The 20,326-nt window shown below is 66.1% G+C and carries 18 protein-coding genes and 1 pseudogene; 16 read left to right on the plus strand and 3 right to left on the minus strand.

Going from position 1 to position 20,326, the window contains the following annotated elements; all coding sequences use genetic code 11:
- Positions 1 to 21: 21 nt before the first annotated feature.
- Both trmB and ACN2C8_RS18835 read left to right on the plus strand, forming a co-directional pair.
- Entirely contained in the window at positions 22 to 702 is a 681-nt protein-coding gene (trmB, locus tag ACN2C8_RS18830; RefSeq protein WP_419253586.1) for a tRNA (guanosine(46)-N7)-methyltransferase TrmB, read from the plus strand.
- A 53-nt stretch (positions 703 to 755) separates the two neighbouring features.
- Positions 756 to 1,130, plus strand: coding sequence for a DUF4345 family protein (locus tag ACN2C8_RS18835; RefSeq protein ID WP_419253587.1), 375 nt, complete (start codon positions 756 to 758; stop codon positions 1,128 to 1,130).
- A 43-nt stretch (positions 1,131 to 1,173) separates the two neighbouring features.
- On the opposite strand, the gene ppa is transcribed toward ACN2C8_RS18835, so the two are convergent.
- Complete coding sequence (gene ppa / locus ACN2C8_RS18840) at positions 1,174 to 1,707, minus strand: inorganic diphosphatase (RefSeq protein ID WP_419253589.1); 534 nt, start codon at positions 1,705 to 1,707, stop codon at positions 1,174 to 1,176.
- 289 nt (positions 1,708 to 1,996) lie between these two features.
- On the opposite strand from ppa, the gene rimP reads away from it, so the two are divergent.
- The 13 genes from rimP to pnp all read left to right on the plus strand — a co-directional run bounded on the left by rimP (position 1,997) and on the right by pnp (position 15,510).
- A complete protein-coding gene (gene rimP / locus ACN2C8_RS18845; RefSeq protein ID WP_419253590.1) occupies positions 1,997 to 2,656 on the plus strand; it encodes a ribosome maturation factor RimP in 660 nt (219 codons plus the stop codon).
- Between the two features lie 2 nt (positions 2,657 to 2,658).
- Positions 2,659 to 4,359: a transcription termination factor NusA gene (gene nusA / locus ACN2C8_RS18850; protein ID WP_419253591.1), complete on the plus strand. Its 1,701-nt coding sequence runs from the start codon at positions 2,659 to 2,661 to the stop codon at positions 4,357 to 4,359.
- A 54-nt stretch (positions 4,360 to 4,413) separates the two neighbouring features.
- Positions 4,414 to 5,109 carry an RNA-binding protein gene (locus ACN2C8_RS18855; RefSeq protein WP_419253593.1) on the plus strand — a complete coding sequence of 232 codons (696 nt, stop codon included), beginning with the start codon at positions 4,414 to 4,416 and terminating at the stop codon, positions 5,107 to 5,109.
- A 201-nt stretch (positions 5,110 to 5,310) separates the two neighbouring features.
- Positions 5,311 to 8,406 carry a translation initiation factor IF-2 gene (infB, locus tag ACN2C8_RS18860; RefSeq protein ID WP_419253595.1) on the plus strand — a complete coding sequence of 1,032 codons (3,096 nt, stop codon included), beginning with the start codon at positions 5,311 to 5,313 and terminating at the stop codon, positions 8,404 to 8,406.
- Between the two features lie 129 nt (positions 8,407 to 8,535).
- Positions 8,536 to 8,805, plus strand: coding sequence for a hypothetical protein (locus tag ACN2C8_RS18865; protein ID WP_419253596.1), 270 nt, complete (start codon positions 8,536 to 8,538; stop codon positions 8,803 to 8,805).
- Positions 8,802 to 9,215, plus strand: coding sequence for a type II toxin-antitoxin system VapC family toxin (locus ACN2C8_RS18870; protein ID WP_419253597.1), 414 nt, complete (start codon positions 8,802 to 8,804; stop codon positions 9,213 to 9,215). The genes ACN2C8_RS18865 and ACN2C8_RS18870 overlap by 4 nt, the downstream gene beginning before the upstream one ends.
- Before the next feature lie 37 nt (positions 9,216 to 9,252).
- The gene (locus tag ACN2C8_RS18875; RefSeq protein WP_419253598.1) at positions 9,253 to 9,771 is read left to right on the plus strand and encodes a DUF2939 domain-containing protein; all 519 of its coding nucleotides are present in this window, start codon (positions 9,253 to 9,255) and stop codon (positions 9,769 to 9,771) included.
- Complete coding sequence (locus ACN2C8_RS18880; protein ID WP_419253599.1) at positions 9,768 to 10,316, plus strand: hypothetical protein; 549 nt, start codon at positions 9,768 to 9,770, stop codon at positions 10,314 to 10,316. The genes ACN2C8_RS18875 and ACN2C8_RS18880 overlap by 4 nt, the downstream gene beginning before the upstream one ends.
- 65 nt (positions 10,317 to 10,381) lie before the next feature.
- Positions 10,382 to 11,170: a dienelactone hydrolase family protein gene (locus ACN2C8_RS18885; RefSeq protein WP_419253600.1), complete on the plus strand. Its 789-nt coding sequence runs from the start codon at positions 10,382 to 10,384 to the stop codon at positions 11,168 to 11,170.
- A 223-nt stretch (positions 11,171 to 11,393) separates the two neighbouring features.
- Positions 11,394 to 11,906: a 30S ribosome-binding factor RbfA gene (rbfA, locus tag ACN2C8_RS18890; protein WP_419253602.1), complete on the plus strand. Its 513-nt coding sequence runs from the start codon at positions 11,394 to 11,396 to the stop codon at positions 11,904 to 11,906.
- 2 nt (positions 11,907 to 11,908) lie between these two features.
- Complete coding sequence (gene truB / locus ACN2C8_RS18895) at positions 11,909 to 12,841, plus strand: tRNA pseudouridine(55) synthase TruB (RefSeq protein WP_419253604.1); 933 nt, start codon at positions 11,909 to 11,911, stop codon at positions 12,839 to 12,841.
- 14 nt (positions 12,842 to 12,855) lie between these two features.
- Positions 12,856 to 13,125, plus strand: coding sequence for a 30S ribosomal protein S15 (gene rpsO / locus ACN2C8_RS18900; protein WP_419253606.1), 270 nt, complete (start codon positions 12,856 to 12,858; stop codon positions 13,123 to 13,125).
- A 246-nt stretch (positions 13,126 to 13,371) separates the two neighbouring features.
- On the plus strand, positions 13,372 to 15,510 hold the full coding sequence (pnp, locus tag ACN2C8_RS18905; protein ID WP_419253608.1) for a polyribonucleotide nucleotidyltransferase: 2,139 nt from the start codon (positions 13,372 to 13,374) through the stop codon (positions 15,508 to 15,510).
- Positions 15,511 to 15,747: 237 nt separating this feature from the next.
- On the opposite strand, the gene ACN2C8_RS18910 is transcribed toward pnp, so the two are convergent.
- Entirely contained in the window at positions 15,748 to 16,422 is a 675-nt protein-coding gene (locus ACN2C8_RS18910) for a trypsin-like peptidase domain-containing protein (protein ID WP_419253609.1), read from the minus strand.
- 785 nt (positions 16,423 to 17,207) lie between these two features.
- Positions 17,208 to 17,395, minus strand: a pseudogene (locus ACN2C8_RS18915) (hypothetical protein); the annotation flags it as partial.
- Positions 17,396 to 17,880: 485 nt separating this feature from the next.
- Here ACN2C8_RS18915 and ACN2C8_RS18920 point away from each other — a divergent pair.
- Positions 17,881 to 20,268 carry a TonB-dependent receptor gene (locus ACN2C8_RS18920; protein ID WP_419253611.1) on the plus strand — a complete coding sequence of 796 codons (2,388 nt, stop codon included), beginning with the start codon at positions 17,881 to 17,883 and terminating at the stop codon, positions 20,266 to 20,268.
- Positions 20,269 to 20,326 lie beyond the last annotated feature (58 nt).

Genomic DNA, 20,326 nt, shown 5'->3' on the forward strand with positions numbered 1-20,326 from the left:
TGACGGCTAAGACGCCGCCCCATGACCTCCGCACCCATCCCCCACGGGCCTCTGCGCACGTTCGGCCGCATCAAGTCGCGGCCTGTGAAGCCGCGCCAGCAGGCCCTGCTCGACACCCTGCTGCCCGAAATCGCCGTGCCCGAGGCGCCGTTCGAGCCGCGCGACCTGATGCCCGAAGCGACCGAAGCCTGGCTTGAGATCGGCTTTGGCGGCGGCGAGCACATGGCCGCCCAGGCCGGTCGCCATCCGCACGCCCTGATCATCGGGGCCGAGCCCTTCGTCAACGGCGTGGCCAGCGCGGTCCGTCACATCGAGGAGCAGGACCTCAAGAACGTCCGCATCCACGAGGGCGACGCCCGTGACGTGATCGGCTGGCTGCCCGACGCCTGTCTGACGCGGGTGTTCATCATGTTCCCCGATCCCTGGCACAAGGCGCGGCACAACAAGCGCCGCCTGATCCAGCCGGCGGTGGTGGCGGAACTGGCTCGCGTTCTGAAGTCTGGCGGCCGCCTGCGTTTCGCCACCGACTGGGCCGACTATGCCGAGTGGACCATTGAGCGGGTCCTGGCCGATCCGGCCTTCCGCTTCGAGAGCGAAACGGCCGACCGCAACGCCCCGCCCGCCGACCACGTGACCACCCGCTACGAGGAAAAGAAGCTGGGCGACTGCGCGCCGGTGTTTCTGGATTTCATTTGCATCTGACGAGCGGGTAGGCTCGCCTTGCCCGGCAAGATGACGGGTGACAGGGGGCTTCAATGGCTTGGCTTGCGAGCAATTTCCACATCGTCCTGGTGGTCAGCGGGCTGTTGACCCTGACCATGCTGCAGTTCGTGATCGCGCCGGGCCGTTCGATGCGCTCGACCTATGGCGAGACCCTGGAAGGGCCGCTGGCCGATGTGATCGTGCGGGGCTGGGGTCTGCTGATCGGTCTGACCGGCGGTATGCTGGTCTGGGCGGCCTTCCACCCCGAGACCCGCGACCTGGCGGTGGGCGCGGCCGTGATCAGCAAGGTCTTCTATATGGGCTCGCTGCTCGCCAAGGGCGGCCGCTTTATCAAGGGCTTTGCCGGCGCCACGGTATTGATCGACGCGGTGATGGTGCTGCTGCTGATCGCTGGACAATTTCTGTAACGGCTTCCCTCCCCGACCCGGGGAAGGAAGCCGCCAAGCGGTCTTAGTAGTTGTCGTCGTGGCGCTTGATCGCTGCGCGGATGACTTCGGCCGTTTCTTCCAGGCCAACCCAGCCGGTGATCTTGGTCGACTTGCCCTTTTCCAGATCCTTGTAGTGCTGGAAGAAGTGGGCGATCTGCTCGGTGAGGATCACCGGCAGATCGCGCCAGCTGTTCACGCCCGTATAAAAGGGGTGCAGCTTGTCGACCGGCACGGCCAGGATCTTTTCGTCCGAACCGGCCTCGTCGACCATCATCAGGGTGCCGATGGGACGGCAGCGGATGATCGCGCCCGGCACCACCGGGGTCGGACCCACCACCATGATGTCGGCGGGGTCGCCGTCATCGGCCAGGGTGTGCGGGATGAAGCCGTAATTGGCCGGATAGAACATCGCCGTGTGCAGGAAGCGGTCGACCATCAGGGCGCCGCTGGCCTTGTCGATCTCGTACTTCACCGGCTCGCCGCCCTGCGGGATCTCGATGACAGCGTTGAGGTCGTAGGGCGGGTTCACGCCGGTGGCGATCTTTGAGAGGTCCATTGTGACTCTTCTGTGGGGAGAGGCCCGCGGGGAGGCGGTCCTGCGCGGGCGTCTGTATAGGCCACAAGTGTTGCGGTGCGAAAGAGGCCGCGCATGAAGGTCCTTCGAGACGGCCTGTCGCGGCGGCCTGTCACGGGGGCTTCCACCCGTTCACTGATCGCGCTATATAGCCCCTACATCGTCCGTCAGCGCTGAGTGCGCTTTCGAGCGGCGGCCCGAAAGGCTGCCGCTTTTTCTTTGGCTGTTTGGCGCCCGCGCCGGACCGCCCAGTTTTGAGTTGAGAAATCCGTTGCGCGGCAAGACGCAGGAAGACCGTGATCTGATCGAAATTCTCGATCCCGTCGCCGAGACTGTCGGCTTCGAGATCGTCCGCCTGCGCCTGATGGGCGGGGCCGAGACGCGGCGGCTGCAGATCATGGCCGAGCGTCCGATGCAGCCCGATGGTTCGGGCGGCGACATGAATGTCGAGGATTGCGCCAAGCTGTCGCGCGCCGTGTCGGAGATTCTCGACGCTGCCGACCCGATCAGCGGCGAATACACCCTGGAAGTCTCCAGCCCGGGCGTCGATCGCCCGCTGACGCGACTGAAGGATTTCGACGACTATGCCGGCCTCGAGGTCCGCATCGAGCTGGACCGCGTCGCCGAGGGTCGCAAGCGCTTCAAGGGCGAGCTGGCCGGGGTCGAGGACGGCCAAGTCGGCCTCAACATCGAGGGCGAGGACGACACCACCCTCTATTTCCCCTTCGAGTGGCTGGTCGACGCCAAGCTGGTGCTGACCGACGCCCTGATGAAGCGGGGCGCCGACCAGCGCGCCGCCCGCGTTGCCGCCGATGGCGGAGACGCCGACGAGGATGACGTCGCCGCCGATGGCGAGGACGCTGACGAAGACGATCTCGGCGACGACGCCGAAGACGAAGATTTTGACCTGTCCGAAAGTGAAGAGGACTGACCATGGCCATCGGCATTTCAGCCAACCGGCTCGAGCTGCTGCAGATCGCTGATGCGGTCGCGCGCGAAAAAGGCATCGAGAAGGAAGTCGTCATCGAGGCGATCGAGGACGCCCTGCAGAAGGCGGCTCGCGCCCGTTACGGCGCCGAGCACGACATCCGGGTGAAGATCGACACCAAGACCGGTGAGACCTCGCAAAAGCGCATCATCACCGTGGTCGGCGACGACCAGGAGATCGAGGGCGAAATCGGCCAGGTCCAGCTGTCGATCGCCAAGCGCACCTGGCGCGACGCCGAGATCGGCAAGGTCTATGAAGAAGACCTGCCGCCGTTCGAGATCGGCCGCGTCCAGACGCAGATGGCTCGCCAGGTCGTCATGCACAAGGTTCGCGAAGCCGAACGCGAGCGCCAGTACGACGAGTACAAGGATCGCGCCGGCGAGATCATCAACGGCAGCGTCAAGCGCGTCGAATACGGCAACGTCATCGTCGATCTGGGCCGCGGCGAAGGCATCATGCGCCGCGACCAGTCGATCCCGCGCGAAAACTTCAACGTCGGCGACCGCATCCGCGCCTATATCTACGACGTCCGTCGCGAGACCAAGGGCCCGCAGATCATGCTGTCGCGCGCCCACGGCGGCTTCATGGCCAAGCTGTTCGCGCAGGAAGTGCCGGAAGTCTATGACGGCGTCATCGAGATCCGCGCCGTGGCCCGCGATCCGGGCTCGCGCGCCAAGATGGCCGTGATCTCCAATGACGGTTCGATCGACCCCGTCGGCGCCTGCGTCGGCATGCGCGGTTCCCGCGTGCAGGCGGTGGTGGCCGAGCTGCAGGGCGAAAAGATCGACATCATCCAGTGGTCCGAGGACGAGGCGACCTTCATCGTCAACGCCTTGGCCCCGGCTGAAGTCTCCAAGGTCGTGATGGACGAGGAAGACGAGCGCGTCGAGGTCGTGGTGCCTGATGAGCAGCTGTCGCTGGCCATCGGCCGTCGCGGCCAGAACGTCCGCCTCGCCTCGCAGCTGACCGGCTGGCAGATCGACATCATGACGGAAAGCCAGGAGAGCGAGCGCCGTCAGAAGCAGTTCACCGAGACCACGGCCCTGTTCCAGGAAGCCCTGGACGTCGACGAGGTCATCGCCCAGCTGCTGGTCACCGAAGGCTTCGCCGCGGTGGAAGACGTCGCCTATGTCGAGCCGCACGAGATCGCGGCCATCGAAGGCTTCGACGACGAGACCGCCGACGAACTGCAGACCCGCGCCCGCGAATTCCTGGAAAAGGAAGCCGCCGCCCTGGACGCCAAGCGCGTCGAGTACGGCGTCGAGGATGCGGTGCTCGAGATCGAGGGCGTCACCCTGCCCATGGCCGTCGCCCTGGGCGAAGGCGATGTGAAGACCGTCGAGGATCTGGCCGGTCTGGTGCCCGACGACATGCGCGGCTGGTTTGAAACCAAGGACGGCGCCCGCGTTCGCGAGCCGGGCATTCTGGAAAGCTTCAACCTGTCGCCCGAAGACGCCGAAGCGCTGATCATGCGCGCCCGGATCGTCATGGGCTGGGTCGAGGCCCCGCCGGAGCCGGAATGCGAAGAGATCGAGGAAGAGGTCGAATACGCCGAGGGTGAGGCCGAGACGGAAGTCGAAGCCGAGACTGAAGCGGACGTCGAAGCGGAAACGCCGACCGAAGCCGCCGAAGAGACGCAGGACTAAGAAACGCTTCGGCCCTTCCGGCTTTCCGGGAGGGCCGAGGTCTTTCAGAGCCCCATGGACCAAGAGCCCCAAGATCCAGCCGTTGAGGTCGCCGACGTTCCCGTCGACCCTAATGCGCCCAAGACCCATGCCGAGGCCTTCCGCCTTCGCAAGGATGTCGTGCTGGGCGAGGCGACCGACGAGAGCAAGCTGATCCGCTTCGTCGAAGGTCCCGGCGGTGTCGTGGTGCCCGACCTGGCGCGCAAGCTGCCGGGCCGGGGGATCTGGGTCGGAGCCGACCGCGACTCCGTGACGCTGGCGGCCAAGAAGGGCCTGTTCTCGCGTTCGGCCAAGACCAAGCTGACAGCCCCCGCCGACCTGGCCGACCAGGTCGAGGCCTTGCTGGCCAAGCGGGTTCTGGATGGTCTGGGTCTTGCGCGGCGGGCGGGAAACATTATCTCGGGCTTTGAAAAGGTCGTCGTCGCGCTCAATTCCGGCAAGACCGCCTGGCTGATCGAGGCGTCAAACGGCGCCGATGACGGCCGCCGAAAGATGCTGACCGCCGTCTACAAGGCGCCGAACAATCCCCGAATCCTCGGGATGTTCACATCCGACGAATTGGGTTTGGCCTTAGGCGGCGAGAATGTGATACACACTGCGCTTCTTGCCGGGCGCGGCACTGATCGCTGGACTTTGGACGTCGAGCGGTTATCAGGCTTTCGCCCGCTACTCCCCCCGACCTGGTCGGCGAGTTGGCGCGAGGAGCCCTAGAGCCTTTCGATTGCACCGGCATGGCCGGTCTGATCGCAAGGCTCTAGAATCTACAAGGTGGAGCGTGGCCCTTAGGGCTGCGCTTGTGCGTAAAGGGTCGGGAAACGCGCTTCTTTCGTGGAAGTACGTCCGGGCCCCTTTCTCACATGGAACGAACGGTTTTTGGCTGGGTTTCCTCCCGGCGGAAGTACAAGCGAGCGCATGAGCGACGAGAACGATAACGGTCGGCCCGGCACCCCTGGTGGGCGCGCGCCCATCACACTGAAGCCCCGCCAGGGCTCGGTGAGCGCCGGCGTGGTGAAGCAAAGCTTCAGCCACGGCCGCACCAAGACGGTAGTGGTCGAAACCAAGCGGACCCGTCCGCACGCCGCGCCGGCCGGTAACCTGGCCGCGCCGTCCTCGGCTGAGCGCCGTCACACCAACGAGCCGCGTTCGTCCCAGTCTTCTGGTGGCGGCAATTCGGCAGGCGGCCTCTCGCAAGACGAGATGCGCGCCCGGCAACGCGCCATCGAGGCGGCCCGCGAGAACCAGGACCGTCAGGCGACGCAACGTGTCGCCGACGAGGCCAAGGCGCGCGCCGCCGAAGCTGCAGCTCGCGAAGCCGCTGCCAAGGCAGCTGCGGCTGCGAAGGCTGCCGCTGAGCCGGCTCCGGCTCCGGTCGTTGTCGCCGCTCCGGCAGCGCCCGTGGTTTCGGCTCCGGTGGCTGCGGCTCCTGTGGCCCCGGTCGCCGCGGCGCCTGTCGTTCAGGCGTCTGCGCCCGTCGCGCCTGCGGCTCCGGTGGCTGCGGCTCCGGCCGCCCCGCGCGCCGAGGCCCCGCGTCCTGCTGCGGCTTCGCCCAGCCAGACCCGCACCTACGAGCCCAGCCGCGAACGTCGCGACGATCGCACCTCGACCACCACCTATCGTCCGCCGGCTGGCGAGCGCCCCCCGCAGGGTGATCGTCCGCAAGGCGACAAGCCGTTCAACCAGCGCGCGCCGCGCCAGGACGGTCCTTATAATCAACGCGCGCCGCGTCCCGACGCTGCTCCGCGTGCCGACGCCGCGCCGCGAGGCCCGCGTCCGGAAGGCGGCTTCCGCAACGATCGTCCGCAGGGCGACCGGCCCCAGGGTGATCGTCCGCAGGGCGACCGCCCGACCCAGACTGTTCGTTATTCGGCCCTGGCCCCGCGCCCGGCTCCCGGCGCCCGTCCGGGCCCAGGCGGTCCGCCGCGCGGTCCGCGTCCTGGCGCTCCGGCCGCCGCTCCTGCGACGCCCGAAGTCCAGCGCGCCATGCGCTCGGCGCCGCGTCCCGGCGGTGAAGTCAGCCGTCGTCCCGAGGACGATGATGATCGCCGCAAGGCCGCCGCCCCCGGCAAGGCCGTGTCGCGCGCCAAGGGCGCGCCGATGCGCCGTGAAGGCCGTCTGACGATCCAGACCGTGGCCGGCGATGGAGACTCCGCCGACCGCATGCGTTCGCTGGCCTCGGTTCGCCGGGCCCGGGAACGTGAAAAGGAAAAGCGTCGCGGCGGTCCCGCCGACCAGGTCAAGGTCGCTCGCGAAGTGGTCATTCCTGACGTCATTACCGTGCAGGAGCTGTCCAACCGGATGGCCGTTCGCGGTGTCGAGATCATCAAGTTCCTGATGCGTCAGGGCGTGATGCTGAAGGTCAACGACGTCATCGACAACGACACCGCCGAGCTGGTGGCGACCGAATTTGGTCACACCGTGCGCCGCGTGTCGGAAGCCGACGTCGAAGAAGGCTTCATCGGCGCCGAGGACATCGACGATCACCTGGAGTCGCGGCCCCCGGTGGTCACGGTCATGGGTCACGTCGACCACGGCAAGACCAGCCTGCTGGACGCGCTGCGCAAGGCCGATGTGGCCGGCGGCGAGCACGGCGGCATTACCCAGCATATCGGCGCCTACCAGGTTCGCCTGGACGGCGGCGAGAAGATCACCTTCCTCGACACCCCCGGCCACGCCGCCTTCTCGCAAATGCGGGCGCGCGGCGCCAATATCACCGACCTGGTGATCCTGGTGGTGGCCGGCGACGACGGCGTGATGCCCCAGACCATCGAGGCCATCAAACACGCCCGCGCCGCTGAAGTGCCGATCATCGTGGCCGTCAACAAGATGGACAAGCCCGGCTCGGATCCGACCCGGGTGGTCAACGAGCTGCTGCAACACGAAATCGTCGTCGAAAGCCTGGGTGGCGACACCCAGATCGTCGAGGTCTCGGCCAAGACCGGCCAGGGCCTGGACGAGCTGATCGAACGCATCACCCTGCTGGCCGAAGTGCTCGACCTGAAGGCCAACCCCGACCGCGTCGCCGACGGCGTCGTGATCGAGGCCAAGCTCGACAAGGGTCGCGGCGCGGTTTCGACCGTGCTGGTCAAGCGCGGCACGCTGAAGCGCGGCGACATCGTCGTGGCCGGCAGCCAGTTTGGCCGGGTTCGCGCCCTGCTCAATGAGCGTAACGAGCAACTGACCGAAGCCGGTCCCGCCACCCCGGTCGAGATCCTCGGCCTGGACGGCGTGCCTTCGCCTGGCGACCCGTTCGCGGTCGTCGAGAACGAGGCCCGCGCTCGCGAGCTGACCGAGTACCGCATCCGCCTGAAGCGTGAGAAGTCACTGCATCCGGTCGGCGCGGGCGCCACCAGCATGGCCGACATGATGGCCAAGCTGCAGGACAAGAAATACCGCGAACTGCCGCTGGTCATCAAAGCCGACGTGCAGGGCTCGGCCGAAGCGATCATCGGGTCGCTGGACGCCATGTCGACCGACGAGGTCCGCGCGCGGATCATCCTGTCGGGCGCCGGCGCGATCAGCGAAAGCGACGTCATGCTGGCCAAGGGCGCCGGCGCGCCGCTCATCGGCTTCAACGTCCGGGCCTCGGCCCAGGCGCGGGCGCTGGCCGAGCGCGAAGGTGTCGAGATCCGCTACTATGCGATCATCTACGACCTGCTGGACGACATCAAAGGCGTGCTCTCGGGCATGCTGGCGCCGATCCAGCGCGAAACCTTCCTGGGCAACGCCGAAGTGCTGCAAGCCTTCGACATCTCCAAGGTCGGCAAGGTCGCCGGTTGCCGCGTCACCGAAGGTGTCGTGCGCAAGGGCGCCAAGGTCCGGATCATCCGCAACGACATCGTCGTTCTGGAACTGGGCACGCTGCAGACCCTCAAGCGCTTCAAGGACGAGGTCCCCGAGGTTCCGTCTGGCCAGGAGTGCGGCATGATGTTCGCCGGCTTCCAGGACATCAAGGTCGGCGACACCATCGAGTGCTTCACCGTCGAAGAGATCAAGCGCCAGCTCGACTAGGGCCGGACTTGAGCTTCAGAACTCTCAGAAAGGCGCGGATCGCAAGGTCCGCGCCTTTTTCGTTTTCGGTCGGCGAACTCGACGGAAAAGGCGCGGCGTGGCAAGATAATCGCCTGTTGGAGCCTGGACATGAACCAGATCACGGTCGGAACATGGGGTGAGGCTATGGCCTCAGGCGGTCTGCGTGACGCGGGGCGCGCTGCTGGCTTGGTTGATGGTGAGCGGGTCGAGATTGAAGCCAAGGACGGCGATATCGTCATCCGCCGCGCCAAGAAGATCCCGATCAAGGGAAGCCCTGAGGCAATGGCGGCCGCCGAGGCGCTGATCGACAACAGTCGCGGCGTGACGCTGGGCGATGTGACGATCCGGGAGCTAATCGAAGAGGGTCGGCGCGGGTGATCCTGGTTCTCGACGCCTCAATGACGATGGCGGCGATCTTCGAGGTCGAAGCCAATAGGGCGGCCCAGGATGTTATCCGCATGGTCGGCAGGGAAGGCGCAACCGTCCCGTCTCTTTGGCGGCTCGAAGCAGCCAATGTCCTGCGAAACGCGGTCAGGCGCGGGCGTTGTGACGTGGCATTTGCGGATAGGGCTCTGCGGCTTCTGTCCGACCTCCCGATAGCCATCGATCCCCATACTGACCTTCACGCCTGGGGCGCGACGGCCAAGATCCCTCGCCAGGAAGACCTCACCCTCTACGACGCCGCCTATCTCGAACTGGCGGCCCGGCTGGGCGCGATCTTGGCGTCCTGCGACAAGGATCTGGTTGCCGCAGCCCGCCGCAGGGGCCTCGAGGTCCTCACCGCCTGAGGTCGGACTGGAAATCGCCCAATTCCGGCGCTAGGCCTTGTGCATGCGTATCAAAGCTCTTCTCGCCCTGACGGCCGCGACCTTGTCGCTCAGCGCCTGCGCCACCGTCGACCGCGTCGATGCGTCCGGCGACGTTCACACCCTGCTGACGGCGATCCGCGATCGTGACCGGGCGACCTTCGACGCCCATGTCGACCGCCAGGCGCTGAAATACGAGATCGAGGCGCGGCTGATGGCCGAAGCCCGCAACCGCAAGGCCGACAACAGCCTGATGGCTATCGCCGCCGCCCTTGCCGGTCCTGCCGCCGACATTGCGGGAGAAGCTTTGATCCGGCCCGAGACCTTCCGCGCCGCCGCCAACTATTATGGCTACACCCCCGACAAGCCGCTGCCGGGCCGCGTCGCCATCGCCGGCGCCCTGCGTCCGACCGGCGACGGCCGGGTCTGCGCGGCCAAGAAGGACGGCCCCTGCCTGCTGACCTTCACCCGCGACGGCTCGGTCTGGCGGTTGAGCGGCTTTGATCCGCAAGCGGCGAACCTGCACTTCAAGCGATGAGACTGACACTCTCGGTCATTCTGGCGGCCTGCGCCCTGGCCACGACCGCCCACGCCGAGCGGCGGATGTTCTCGTATGATCCGATCTCGCCCGACGCCAAACGGCTGACCGGGGCCGGACTGACCGTGCTGTTCGACCAGGGGCTGATGGGCGCCAGACCCATCAAGGTGCTGGCCACCGGCGTGCCGGCCCAGGGCCTGCTGATCAAGGGCAAGGACCGTGACCTGGGGCCCAAGGGTCTGGCCGGTCTGGAGGGCGTCGACGCTGAGGCTTCGCTGTACGAGGTCGACCCCAAGGCCGAGCAGGGCAGGGTCTATATCCGCGCCTTCTGCCCCGGCGCGACGCGCCTGTGGCTGAGCTTCAGCCGCATCGCCGTGCGCCGCGACCTGCGCATCCAGGCGCTGGGCGATGATCCAAAGTCATCCGGCCCGGCCCGGGTGTGCGGTACGCTGGACTTCTCCTGGCGCGGGGAATGGAAACTGCCGGACGGCCGTCGCCCCGACCCAATGGAAGACTGGACCGACAACCTGAACGGCGTTCGCTAGACATCTTGTCGTCTGGCGAGATCACAGCCAAGCTCACCTCCAACGACAAAGGGGGGTGGGACACGATGACCAGCGCGCTGGACGGCTTTACGCGTTTCGAATTCGATGACGGCCAGTGGACCCGCGAGGTCTACAGGATCGGGACCGGCCCGGCCGTTATCGTCATCCATGAAATGCCCGGCCTGCACCCCGGCGTCCTGGCCTTCGCCCGCGACGTGGCCGCCGCCGGCATGACGGTGTTCTGCCCCAGCCTGTTCGGCAAGCCCGCCAAGACCGTCAGCATCGGCTATGCCCTGGGCGAGATCGCCAAGACCCTGTGTGTACGCCGCGAGTTCAACGCCTGGGCCACCGACCGCTCCAGCCCGATCGTCGACTGGCTGCGGGCGCTGGCGCGTCAGGCCCGCAAGGAGTGCGGCGGCAAGGGCGTCGGCGCGGTGGGCATGTGCTTCACCGGCGGCTTTGCTCTGGCGATGATGACCGAACCCTCGGTGGTGGCGCCGGTGATGTCGCAGCCCTCGCTGCCGTTCGGCGGCAAGGGCAAGGGATCGCTGGGCTGCTCGGCTGTCGAGATCGCCTGCGCCCGCACCCGCTTTGAGACCGAGGACCTGTCGCTGCTGGCGCTGCGGTTCTCGTCCGACAAGCTGGTGCCTGATGAGCGCTTCGAGACCCTGAAGCGCGAGTTCGGCGATCGGGTCGAGACGGTGGAGCTGACCGACGCCGACGCGGCCAAGGGCGTGCCGATGGCCCCGCACTCGGTCCTGACCCTGCACCTGGACCGCGCCGATCCGCTGGGCCCGACCATGCAGACGCGCGACAAGGTGATCGCCTTCTTCAAGGCGCGGACGGCGGCTTAGGGCTAGATGCTCCCCCTTTGGGGGGAGCTGTCGCGAAGCAACTGAGGGGGTCATCTCGGCCTAGGCGGAGCAGCCCTCTCCGGCCCTGCGGGCCACCTCCCCCAACAGGGGAGGATCACCGCCGCACTGGACTTATCGCCCCTACAAGCCTAGACACCGCGCCTTGATTTTCCCCCGCGCTCCGGTGTTCGATCCGCCGGCCGGGCCTTGAGGACACCGCGCCATGAAGCGCCATACCGACAAGACTCCCAAGCCGCTCTCCACGGGCCCGTCGCAGCGCCAGCTTCGCGCCGGCGAGCTGATCCGCCACGCCCTGGTGGAGATCCTGCGCCACGAAGACCTGCAGGACCCGGCCCTGATCAATATCTCGGTGACGGTGACCGAGGTGCGGCTGACCCCGGACCTGCGCCACGCGGTCTGTTTCGTCGAGCCCCTGGGGGCCGGCATCGCGCCCCGGATCGAGCGCGAGGCGTCCTCGCCTTCGCGCATCGCCGTCGAACTGGGCAGCCCCGAGGTGGTGGTCGCCGGCCTCAACCGCGTGGCCAAGTTCCTGCGCGGTCGCCTGGGCAAGACCATCGACATGAAGTTCACGCCGGACCTGAAGTTCATCCACGACGAGAGCTTCAACTCGGCCGCCTATATGAACCGCCTGTTCGACAATCCGGTGGTGCAGCAGGACCTGCGCCGCCTGTCCGATGTGGTCGAGGACGAGGATCAAGAAGGCCGGGAAGACTAGTCGTGGCCCGCCGCAAGAAGGGCGACCCCGTCTCGGGCTGGCTGTGCCTGGACAAGCCCTATGACCTGACCTCGACCAGCGCGGTGACCCGCGTGCGCCGGGCCTATAACGCCCAGAAGGGCGGCCACGCCGGCACGCTGGATCCGCTCGCCACTGGCATCCTGCCCATCGCCCTGGGCGAAGCGACCAAGACGGTTCCGTTTCTGGTCGACGCCGACAAGGCCTATCGCTTCACCATCCAGTGGGGCCGCAACACCACCACCCTGGATCGCGAGGGCGAGACGACGGGTACGAGCGATCTGCGCCCGACCCGCGACGAGGTCGAGGCCGTGCTGGCCGAGTTCGTCGGCGAGGTCGACCAGATCCCGCCCAACTATTCGGCCATCAAGGTCGACGGCGAGCGCGCCTATGACCTGGCCCGCGACGGGGTCGAGTTCGAGCTGGCGACGCGCAAGGTCAACATCCACGCGCTGCGCGTGCTGGACGCCCCCGACGTCGATCACATCGTGCTGGAGATGGAATGCGGCAAGGGCACCTATGTCCGCGCCGTGGTCCGCGATCTGGCGGCCCGGCTGGGAACCTGCGGTCACGTTGACCAGCTTCGCCGGACGCGGGTCGGCCAGTTCACCGAGGCGACGGCGATATCGCTGGAAACTCTCGAGAATTTGAGCTATGAGGCCCGCCTGTCGGAGGCATTGCTTCCGGTCGAGACCGCGCTGGACGACATCCCGGCGCTGGCCGTGACCGATGAAGACGCCTTCCGGCTTGCGCAAGGACGCGCCATCGTTCTGCTCCCAAGGCAGGTTGAAACGCTGAAAGCCGAGCTCACGCCCGGCGATCGCACCGTTTCGGCCATGGTGGGAGAGAGGCTGGTGGCCTTGTGCGAGATGCGCGCCGGACGGCTCAATCCGGTGCGGGTCTTCCAACTCACCTGAGCGGAGACACACCGATGTCGATCACTGCCGAGCGCAAGACCGCTCTTATCGCCGAACACGCCCGCACTGAGGGTGACACCGGCAGCGCCGAAGTCCAGGTCGCGATCCTCTCCGAGCGCATCGCCAACCTGACCGAGCACTTCAAGACCCACAAGAAGGACAACCACAGCCGTCGTGGTCTGTTGATGATGGTTTCCCAGCGTCGCAGCCTCCTCGACCACCTGAAGAAGTCCGATGTTGGTCGCTATGCGACCCTCATCGAAAAGCTGGGTCTGCGCCGCTAGTTTTGGCGCAGTCGGCCGCCCTGCTTCGGCAGGGCGGCCGAACGCTTTTATGGGCCTTGGTTTCAAGACAGGCCGAAACCAGGGTTGCTGCGGATCCGCCTCATGCGGCTCCGAACATGTAAGCCGGGGATCACGATCCCCGGACGCCTGTCGAACTGGATGAGGAATAGTCGGGACCGCCCTTCGGCCGCCCGCCCCTGTCCGTCCTGAAGGAAATGGGTCCTTCGGAACCGAAAGAAGCAAAAAATGTTCGAAATCATGCGCAAGACGATCGAGTGGGGCGGCAAGACGCTGGTCCTCGAAACCGGTCGCATCGCCCGTCAGGCTGACGGCGCCGTTCTGGCCACCATGGGCGAAACCGTCGTCCTGGCCACTGCCGTGTTCGCCAAGAAAGCCAAGCCCGGCCAGGACTTCTTCCCCCTGACCGTCAACTACATCGAGAAGACCTACGCCGCCGGCAAGATCCCGGGCGGCTTCTTCAAGCGCGAAGGTCGTCCGTCGGAAAAGGAAACCCTGGTTTCCCGCCTGATCGACCGTCCGATCCGCCCCCTGTTCGTCAAGGGCTTCAAGAACGAAGTCCAGGTCGTCTGCACCGTGCTGCAGCATGACCTCGAGAACGATCCCGACATCGTCGCCATGGTCGCCGCCTCGGCCGCCCTGGTGATCTCCGGCGCCCCGTTCATGGGCCCGATTGGCGGCGCTCGCGTCGGCTACATCAATGGCGAATATGTGCTCAACCCGACGCTCGAAGAGCTGAAGGAAAGCAAGATGGACCTGGTCGTGGCCGGCACCGCCGACGCCGTGATGATGGTCGAATCCGAAATCCAGGAACTCTCGGAAGAGATCGTCCTGGGCGGCGTCAGCTTCGCCCACAAGTCGATGCAGGCCGTGATCAACGGCATCATCGAACTGGCCGAACACGCCGCCAAGGAGCCCTTCGACTTCCAGCCGGAAAACACCGACGCCCTGAAGGCCGAAGTGAAGAAGGCCGTCGGCGCCGACCTGGCCGACGCCTACACCATCCGCGCCAAGGGCGACCGCGTTTCGGCCCTGTCGGCCGCCAAGGCCAAGGCCGTCGAGACCTTCGCCAAGAGCGATACCAACCCGGCCGGCATCGATCCGCTGAAGCTGATCTCGGTGTTCAAGGAACTGGAAGCCGACATCGTCCGTCGCTCCATCCTCGACACCGGCATCCGCATCGACGGCCGCACCGTCGACACCGTGCGTCCGATCCTGGGTGAAGTCGGCATCCTGCCGCGCACCCACGGCTCGGCCCTGTTCACGCGCGGCGAGACGCAAGCCATCGTGGTCGCCACCCTGGGCACCGGCGATGACGAGCAGTTCATCGACGCCCTGGAAGGCACCTACAAGGAATCCTTCCTGCTGCACTACAACTTCCCTCCCTTCTCGGTCGGTGAGACCGGTCGGATGGGCAGCCCCGGCCGCCGCGAAATCGGCCACGGCAAGCTGGCCTGGCGCGCCCTGCGCCCGATGCTGCCGGCCAAGGAAGACTTCCCCTACACCATCCGCCTGGTCTCCGAGATCACCGAGTCGAACGGCTCGTCCTCGATGGCCACGGTCTGCGGCGCCTCTCTGGCCATGATGGACGCGGGCGTTCCGCTGATCCGTCCGGTCTCGGGCATCGCCATGGGCCTGATCCTCGAGAGCGACGGCTTTGCCGTTCTGTCCGACATCCTGGGCGACGAAGATCACCTGGGCGACATGGACTTCAAGGTGGCCGGCACCAGCGAGGGTCTCACCTCGCTGCAGATGGACATCAAGATCGCCGGCATCACCGAAGAGATCATGAAGCAAGCGCTGGCCCAGGCTAAGGGCGGTCGCGAGCACATCCTCGGCGAGATGAACAAGGCGATGGATGCGCCGCGCGAAGAAGTCGGCGACTACGCGCCGAAGATCGAAACCATCACCATCCCGACCGACAAGATCCGGGAAGTGATCGGCACCGGCGGCAAGGTGATCCGCGAGATCGTCGCCACCACCGGCGCCAAGGTCGACATCAACGACGAAGGCACGGTCAAGGTTTCGGCCTCGGACGGCGCCAAGATCAAGGCCGCCATCGACTGGATCAAGTCGATCACGCAAGAAGCTGAAGTCGGCGCGATCTATGACGGCAAGGTCGTCAAGGTCGTCGATTTCGGCGCCTTCGTGAACTTCTTCGGCGCCAAGGACGGCCTCGTCCACGTCAGCCAGATCAGCAACGAACGCGTCGCCAAGCCGTCGGACGTGCTGAAGGAAGGCCAGATCGTCAAAGTGAAGCTTCTCGGCTTCGACGATCGCGGCAAGACCAAGCTGTCGATGAAGGTTGTCGACCAGGAAACTGGCGAAGACCTGACCAAGAAGGAAGGCGCGACCGAAGAGGCGTAAGCCTTTTCAGTCTGGCTTTTCCGGACGGAATGCAGCGGGCGGCTCCGAGAGGGGCCGCCCGTTTTGCGTTTGGGGGGGTGGAGCGGGGTGCGTCCTTCGAGGCCCGCTGCGCGGGCGCCTCAGGATGAGGAGCTCTGTGGCTCTGAACACCTCATCCTGAGGTGCGCGCTCCTGAGCGCGCCTTGAACGACGCAGGTGGGTTGGGGATGTCCGACTAGGCGGTCAGTGGACTCGGAGTCAGCCCTCTTGGATCAGTTCTAAAGCGCGTAGAATGGGCACTGCCAACATGAAGCCGCTGTTGGGCTGAACGAAGTGAACGGGATCTTCCACAAATCCGCCCTGCTCGTCGCGTCTCATCAGCGGAATGGGGCGGTCAAATTTGTATCCAGAGACTATCGCGCAAAGCTTGGGAATGGCTGTGCCGTCGTTGACGTAGATAGGTCCGCCGCTGAACCCCTTATTGTTCACTGTGTCGAATAGGTGAACCATCGGGCCTTCGAGGTTCGTCGAGCCGCTATAGATTGCGGCTTTGACCATTGGAATCGGCCACCGGTGACCCTCAGGCCGCACGCCCTCGATCCCAAGAGGGAAGCCGCAATAGGACGCTGTTGAGCCCACCGTGATAAAGCCGTTGATCCGTTCCTCAGGTAGCCCCGAATTTGGGCCGAGTAGCGGAGATGTCAGAATTGCTATGTCGTCCCGAACACCAAATCGCACGCTTTCAATCGGCAGCGCTGACCAGCTTTCATCAACGCGAAAACGGATGTTGTCTCCAGGTTGAAGGCCTTCAACAACGTGGCCTGCTGTGACTACGTATCCCTTCCCGCCGACGGTTACCAAGATCGCAGTCGCCGGGCCTCGGACGTACTCGATGCGGAGTACGGGTAGAAGCTCGTGATCGGTTAGGCGCATGCTCGCCATCCTAGTGACTTCGATTGACCGCCGAGGACGGTCTTTCTAGAGGGAAAATTGAGGTGATGTCTCCGTCAATGGCAGCACGGAACGAAGGCACGTATAGCGCCGAACCGCCGAAAGTTGCCTAAAGGGTCGCCCGCCGACCTCCAGGGTCGGTGCGATCCCTACATCTCTTGGAGGCTGCAGCGTGCCGGTCTGTCCAGGTCAGTCAAGGCCCGGTCTTCGACCGGCCGCTCTGCGGCGGCCCGGAGGGCCGGCCTTGAGTGACCTGGACAGACCGGCGATCGTCTCGCCGTGAGATGTAAGGAAGGCGCTGCCCGCGAGGGGCGGACGGGCAGGCGCGGTGTTGGCCGCTCCCTCTCGTATCCGTCATTCCGAGCCTTTGGCTCGGGAGCCCTCTATCCACCGCAGGTGCGGGAGGGGCGGGGTGCGCGCGCACCCCGCTGGCACTTTACGTGTCAGTTGAAGCAGGGGTTCCCGCCACAAGGGCGGGAATGACGGTGGTGGGTGGTGGGTGGTGGTGGCTGTAGCGCCCTATCGCCGCGCCTCAGTCACTATGCGGATCGCCAGTCGCGCGGACGGGGGCAGGCCACACGGTGTTTCTTCCAGCGGCCACGGGGATCGGCAGCGGGCCATCCCCGGATGGGGACGGGGATCAATGATCCTTCTCCCAGAGGGAGAAGGAGGGGCCCGCGCCGTAGGCGTGGGAGGATGAGGGGTTTGCGAAGCCCTTCCGGACAAGGCACGTCCCCAAGTGCGACAACGGCTGGCGGTGTAACCCCTCACCCTCCCACGCAAGCGTGGGTCCCTCCCTCTCCCTCTGGGAGAGGGTCGAAGGAACGGGGACCGGCGCGGGCGTTCAGGAAACTTATCCGACGCGCTGAAACCTCCCGTATTCTGTCCCCACCTCGTCGCGAGGAAAGGGCGCAAGGCCAGCGACCATTGCGGCGGCGGGGGGTGATCGAGCGGGCAGCTCAATCGATGGCGGGAGGAGCATCTTATGCTCTGGGCCGCCAACCTCGGTGGTCTCTGGCGGCGGTCGGCCCTGGAACACAGAAACGACGTGACCTCGAGGGTCGAGCGAGCAACAGGCATGGGCTGAAATCGCCCAAGCGGTCTGGACGGGGTCGCTAACCCCTCCACCCGCCGGAGGCCGAACGTCGGGAGCGGGTTAAAACCCCGCGCCTCGAAGGCTTCTGGAAGCCGGTCACGCGGAGCGAACGGCTTCGTCGAAACGGTATTCTCTATTTCTCATCCGGACGTGGTCCGGACGCTCCGCGACCCTTTCCATCACCCTCGTAGCGACAGCGCGAGGTCGCGAAACCGCGCGCCCCGACGGCCCCGCCATTTTGCGAATGATTATCATTGCGTACCTGCTTGGGCCCAGATAAGAACGCCTCGCAATATCAGGAGGGGCGCGAGGGATCGTCGCCCCGCTGGGGACAGGATCTTACTATGCGTAACGCGAACACCCACAGCCCAACCCTCGGCGGCATCGTCGGCCGTCAACGTCGCGCCCTGAGCGTGGCTGCCGTCGCCGGCGTCGCGGGCCTGACCCTGGGCGCGGGCCAGGCCTATGCCGCCGAGATTGGGGCCGCCGAGATTGGGGCCACCGAAGTGGATGCGGCGATCGCCACCGCCACCGCCGTCGCCGACGACGCCACTGAAGTCGCGGGGGTCAAGGTCGACGGCAAGCGGGCCACCGACGTGCAGTCGGGCAAGTACACCGCCCCGCTGGTCGATACGCCGCGCTCGATCACGGTGATCTCCAGCAAGATCATCGAGCAGACCGCCGCCACCTCGCTGCAGGACATCCTGCGCACCTCGCCGGGCATCACCTTTGGGGCGGGCGAGGGCGGTCAGCCCCTGGCTGACCGGCCGTTCATCCGGGGCCAGGCCTCGGGCAACAACGTCTTCGTCGACGGCATCCGCGACAGCGGCGGCCAGACCCGCGAGGTCTTCAACCTGGAACAGGTGGAGGTCATCAAGGGTCCGGACTCGGTCTATAGCGGCCGGGGCTCGGGCGGCGGCAGCATCAATCTGGGTTCCAAGTCGCCCAAGCCGGTCAGCTTTGTGCGCGGTTCGATCGCCGGCGGCACGGACGCCTATGTGCGCGGCACGGCCGACGCCAACTATGCCTTTGGCGAGACCGCCGCCTTCCGCCTGAACCTGATGTACACGCAGGGCGACACGCCGGGCCGCGACAGCGTCGATTTCAAGCGCTGGGGCATCGCGCCGTCGCTGGCCTTCGGCATCGGCACGGACACCCAGGTGACGGCCAGCTACTATCATCTCGATAGCGAGCAGGACCCCGACTATGGCATTCCGCTGGCCTCCAAGCGCACCTGGGCCCCGACAGCCACGGATGGCCGGGTTCGTCCCGCGAACGGCATCGCCGACGTGTCACGCAGCGCCTATTACGGCCTGTCGCGCGACTTCCTGAAGACCCGGGCCGACATCGCCACCCTGATCCTCAACCACCAGATCAATGACGACTTCGCGGTCCGCCAGGCGGTTCGCTATTCGAAGTCGGTCAACGACTATGTGGTCACCAACCCCGGCGACGGCGGCGCGGCCCAGTTCGTGGCCGGCGAATGGTGGATGAAGCGGGGAACCAAGTCGCGCTGGAACCCGACCACCACGCTCGCGGCGGTCACCGACTTCAGCGGCAAGTTCGACCTGGGCGCGGTGGAAAACCGCTTCAACATCGGCGTCGAGCTGGCCCGCGAGATCAACGAAAACGCCAGCTACGTGGTCTATGGCGCGGCCGGCTCGGCCTGCCCGACGGGCTTCACGGCCAATTTCACCACGGCCGGCGTCGGCGACTGCACCCGTCTTTATGCCCCCAATCCGAACAACAGCTGGACCGGCACCATCACCCGCGCCCCGGCCGCCCGCTCGGTGACCAAGACCGCCGCAATCTATGGCTTCGACACGATCAAGCTCAGCGACAAGCTGCAGGTGAACCTGGGCGGCCGCTATGACGTCTACAACACCCGGGGCACGAACGTGACCGTGACCAGCGCCGCCGGCGTGATCACCAGCACGGTGTTCACCAGCGTGCCGCAAGCCGAGTGGGACTTCTTCAACTATCAAGTCGGCCTGGTATTCAAGCCGACCGCTGCCTCCAGCCTCTATGCCTCCTACGCCACGGCCTCGACCCCGCCGACCATCGCCGGCGGCGATCAGAACACGGCTGGCGGCATCGGCGCGGGCAATCTGTCGACCACCCTGCTGGATCCGGAAGACACGATCAGCAGCGAGATCGGCGCCAAGTGGACCCTGTTCGACGACCGCCTGGCCGTGTCAGGCGCCCTGTTCCGCACCGAGCGCAAGAACGCCCAGATCCAGGTTTCGGCCGGTGTCTATCAGCAGGTCGGCGAAGCCAGGGTCCAGGGCGTCGAACTGGGCGTCTCGGGCAATGTCACCCCCAAGTGGCAGGTGTTCGGCGGCTACACCTACATGGATAGCGAGCTGGTGCGCGGGGCCTATACCGGCGTCAACCAGGGCGATCCGCTGGCCAATACGCCCGAGCACAGCTTCAGCCTGTTCTCGACCTATCGCGTGACCCGCAAGATCGCGCTGGGCGGCGGCGCCTACTACGTTTCCGACAGCTTTGGCGGCAACCAGGGCGGGGCCGGCGGCGGCGTCAACAAGGTCTATGCCCCGGCCTATACCCGCTATGACGCCTTCGCCTCGTGGGCGGTCAGCGACAAGATCGACCTGCAGCTCAACGTGCAGAACCTGACGGACCAGCGCTTCATCCTGCGCACCAACGGCGTCCACCACGCCGATCCGGCCCCGGCCCGTCAGGCCATGCTCACCGTCAACGTCAAGTACTGAGACTCCCCTCTCACTTGACGTTCGCCCCGTCCGGCAGGCCCTTCGCCGGACGGGGCGC

It is taken from the genome of Caulobacter sp. ErkDOM-C (genome assembly GCF_048541825.1).
Lineage (GTDB): Bacteria > Pseudomonadota > Alphaproteobacteria > Caulobacterales > Caulobacteraceae > Caulobacter.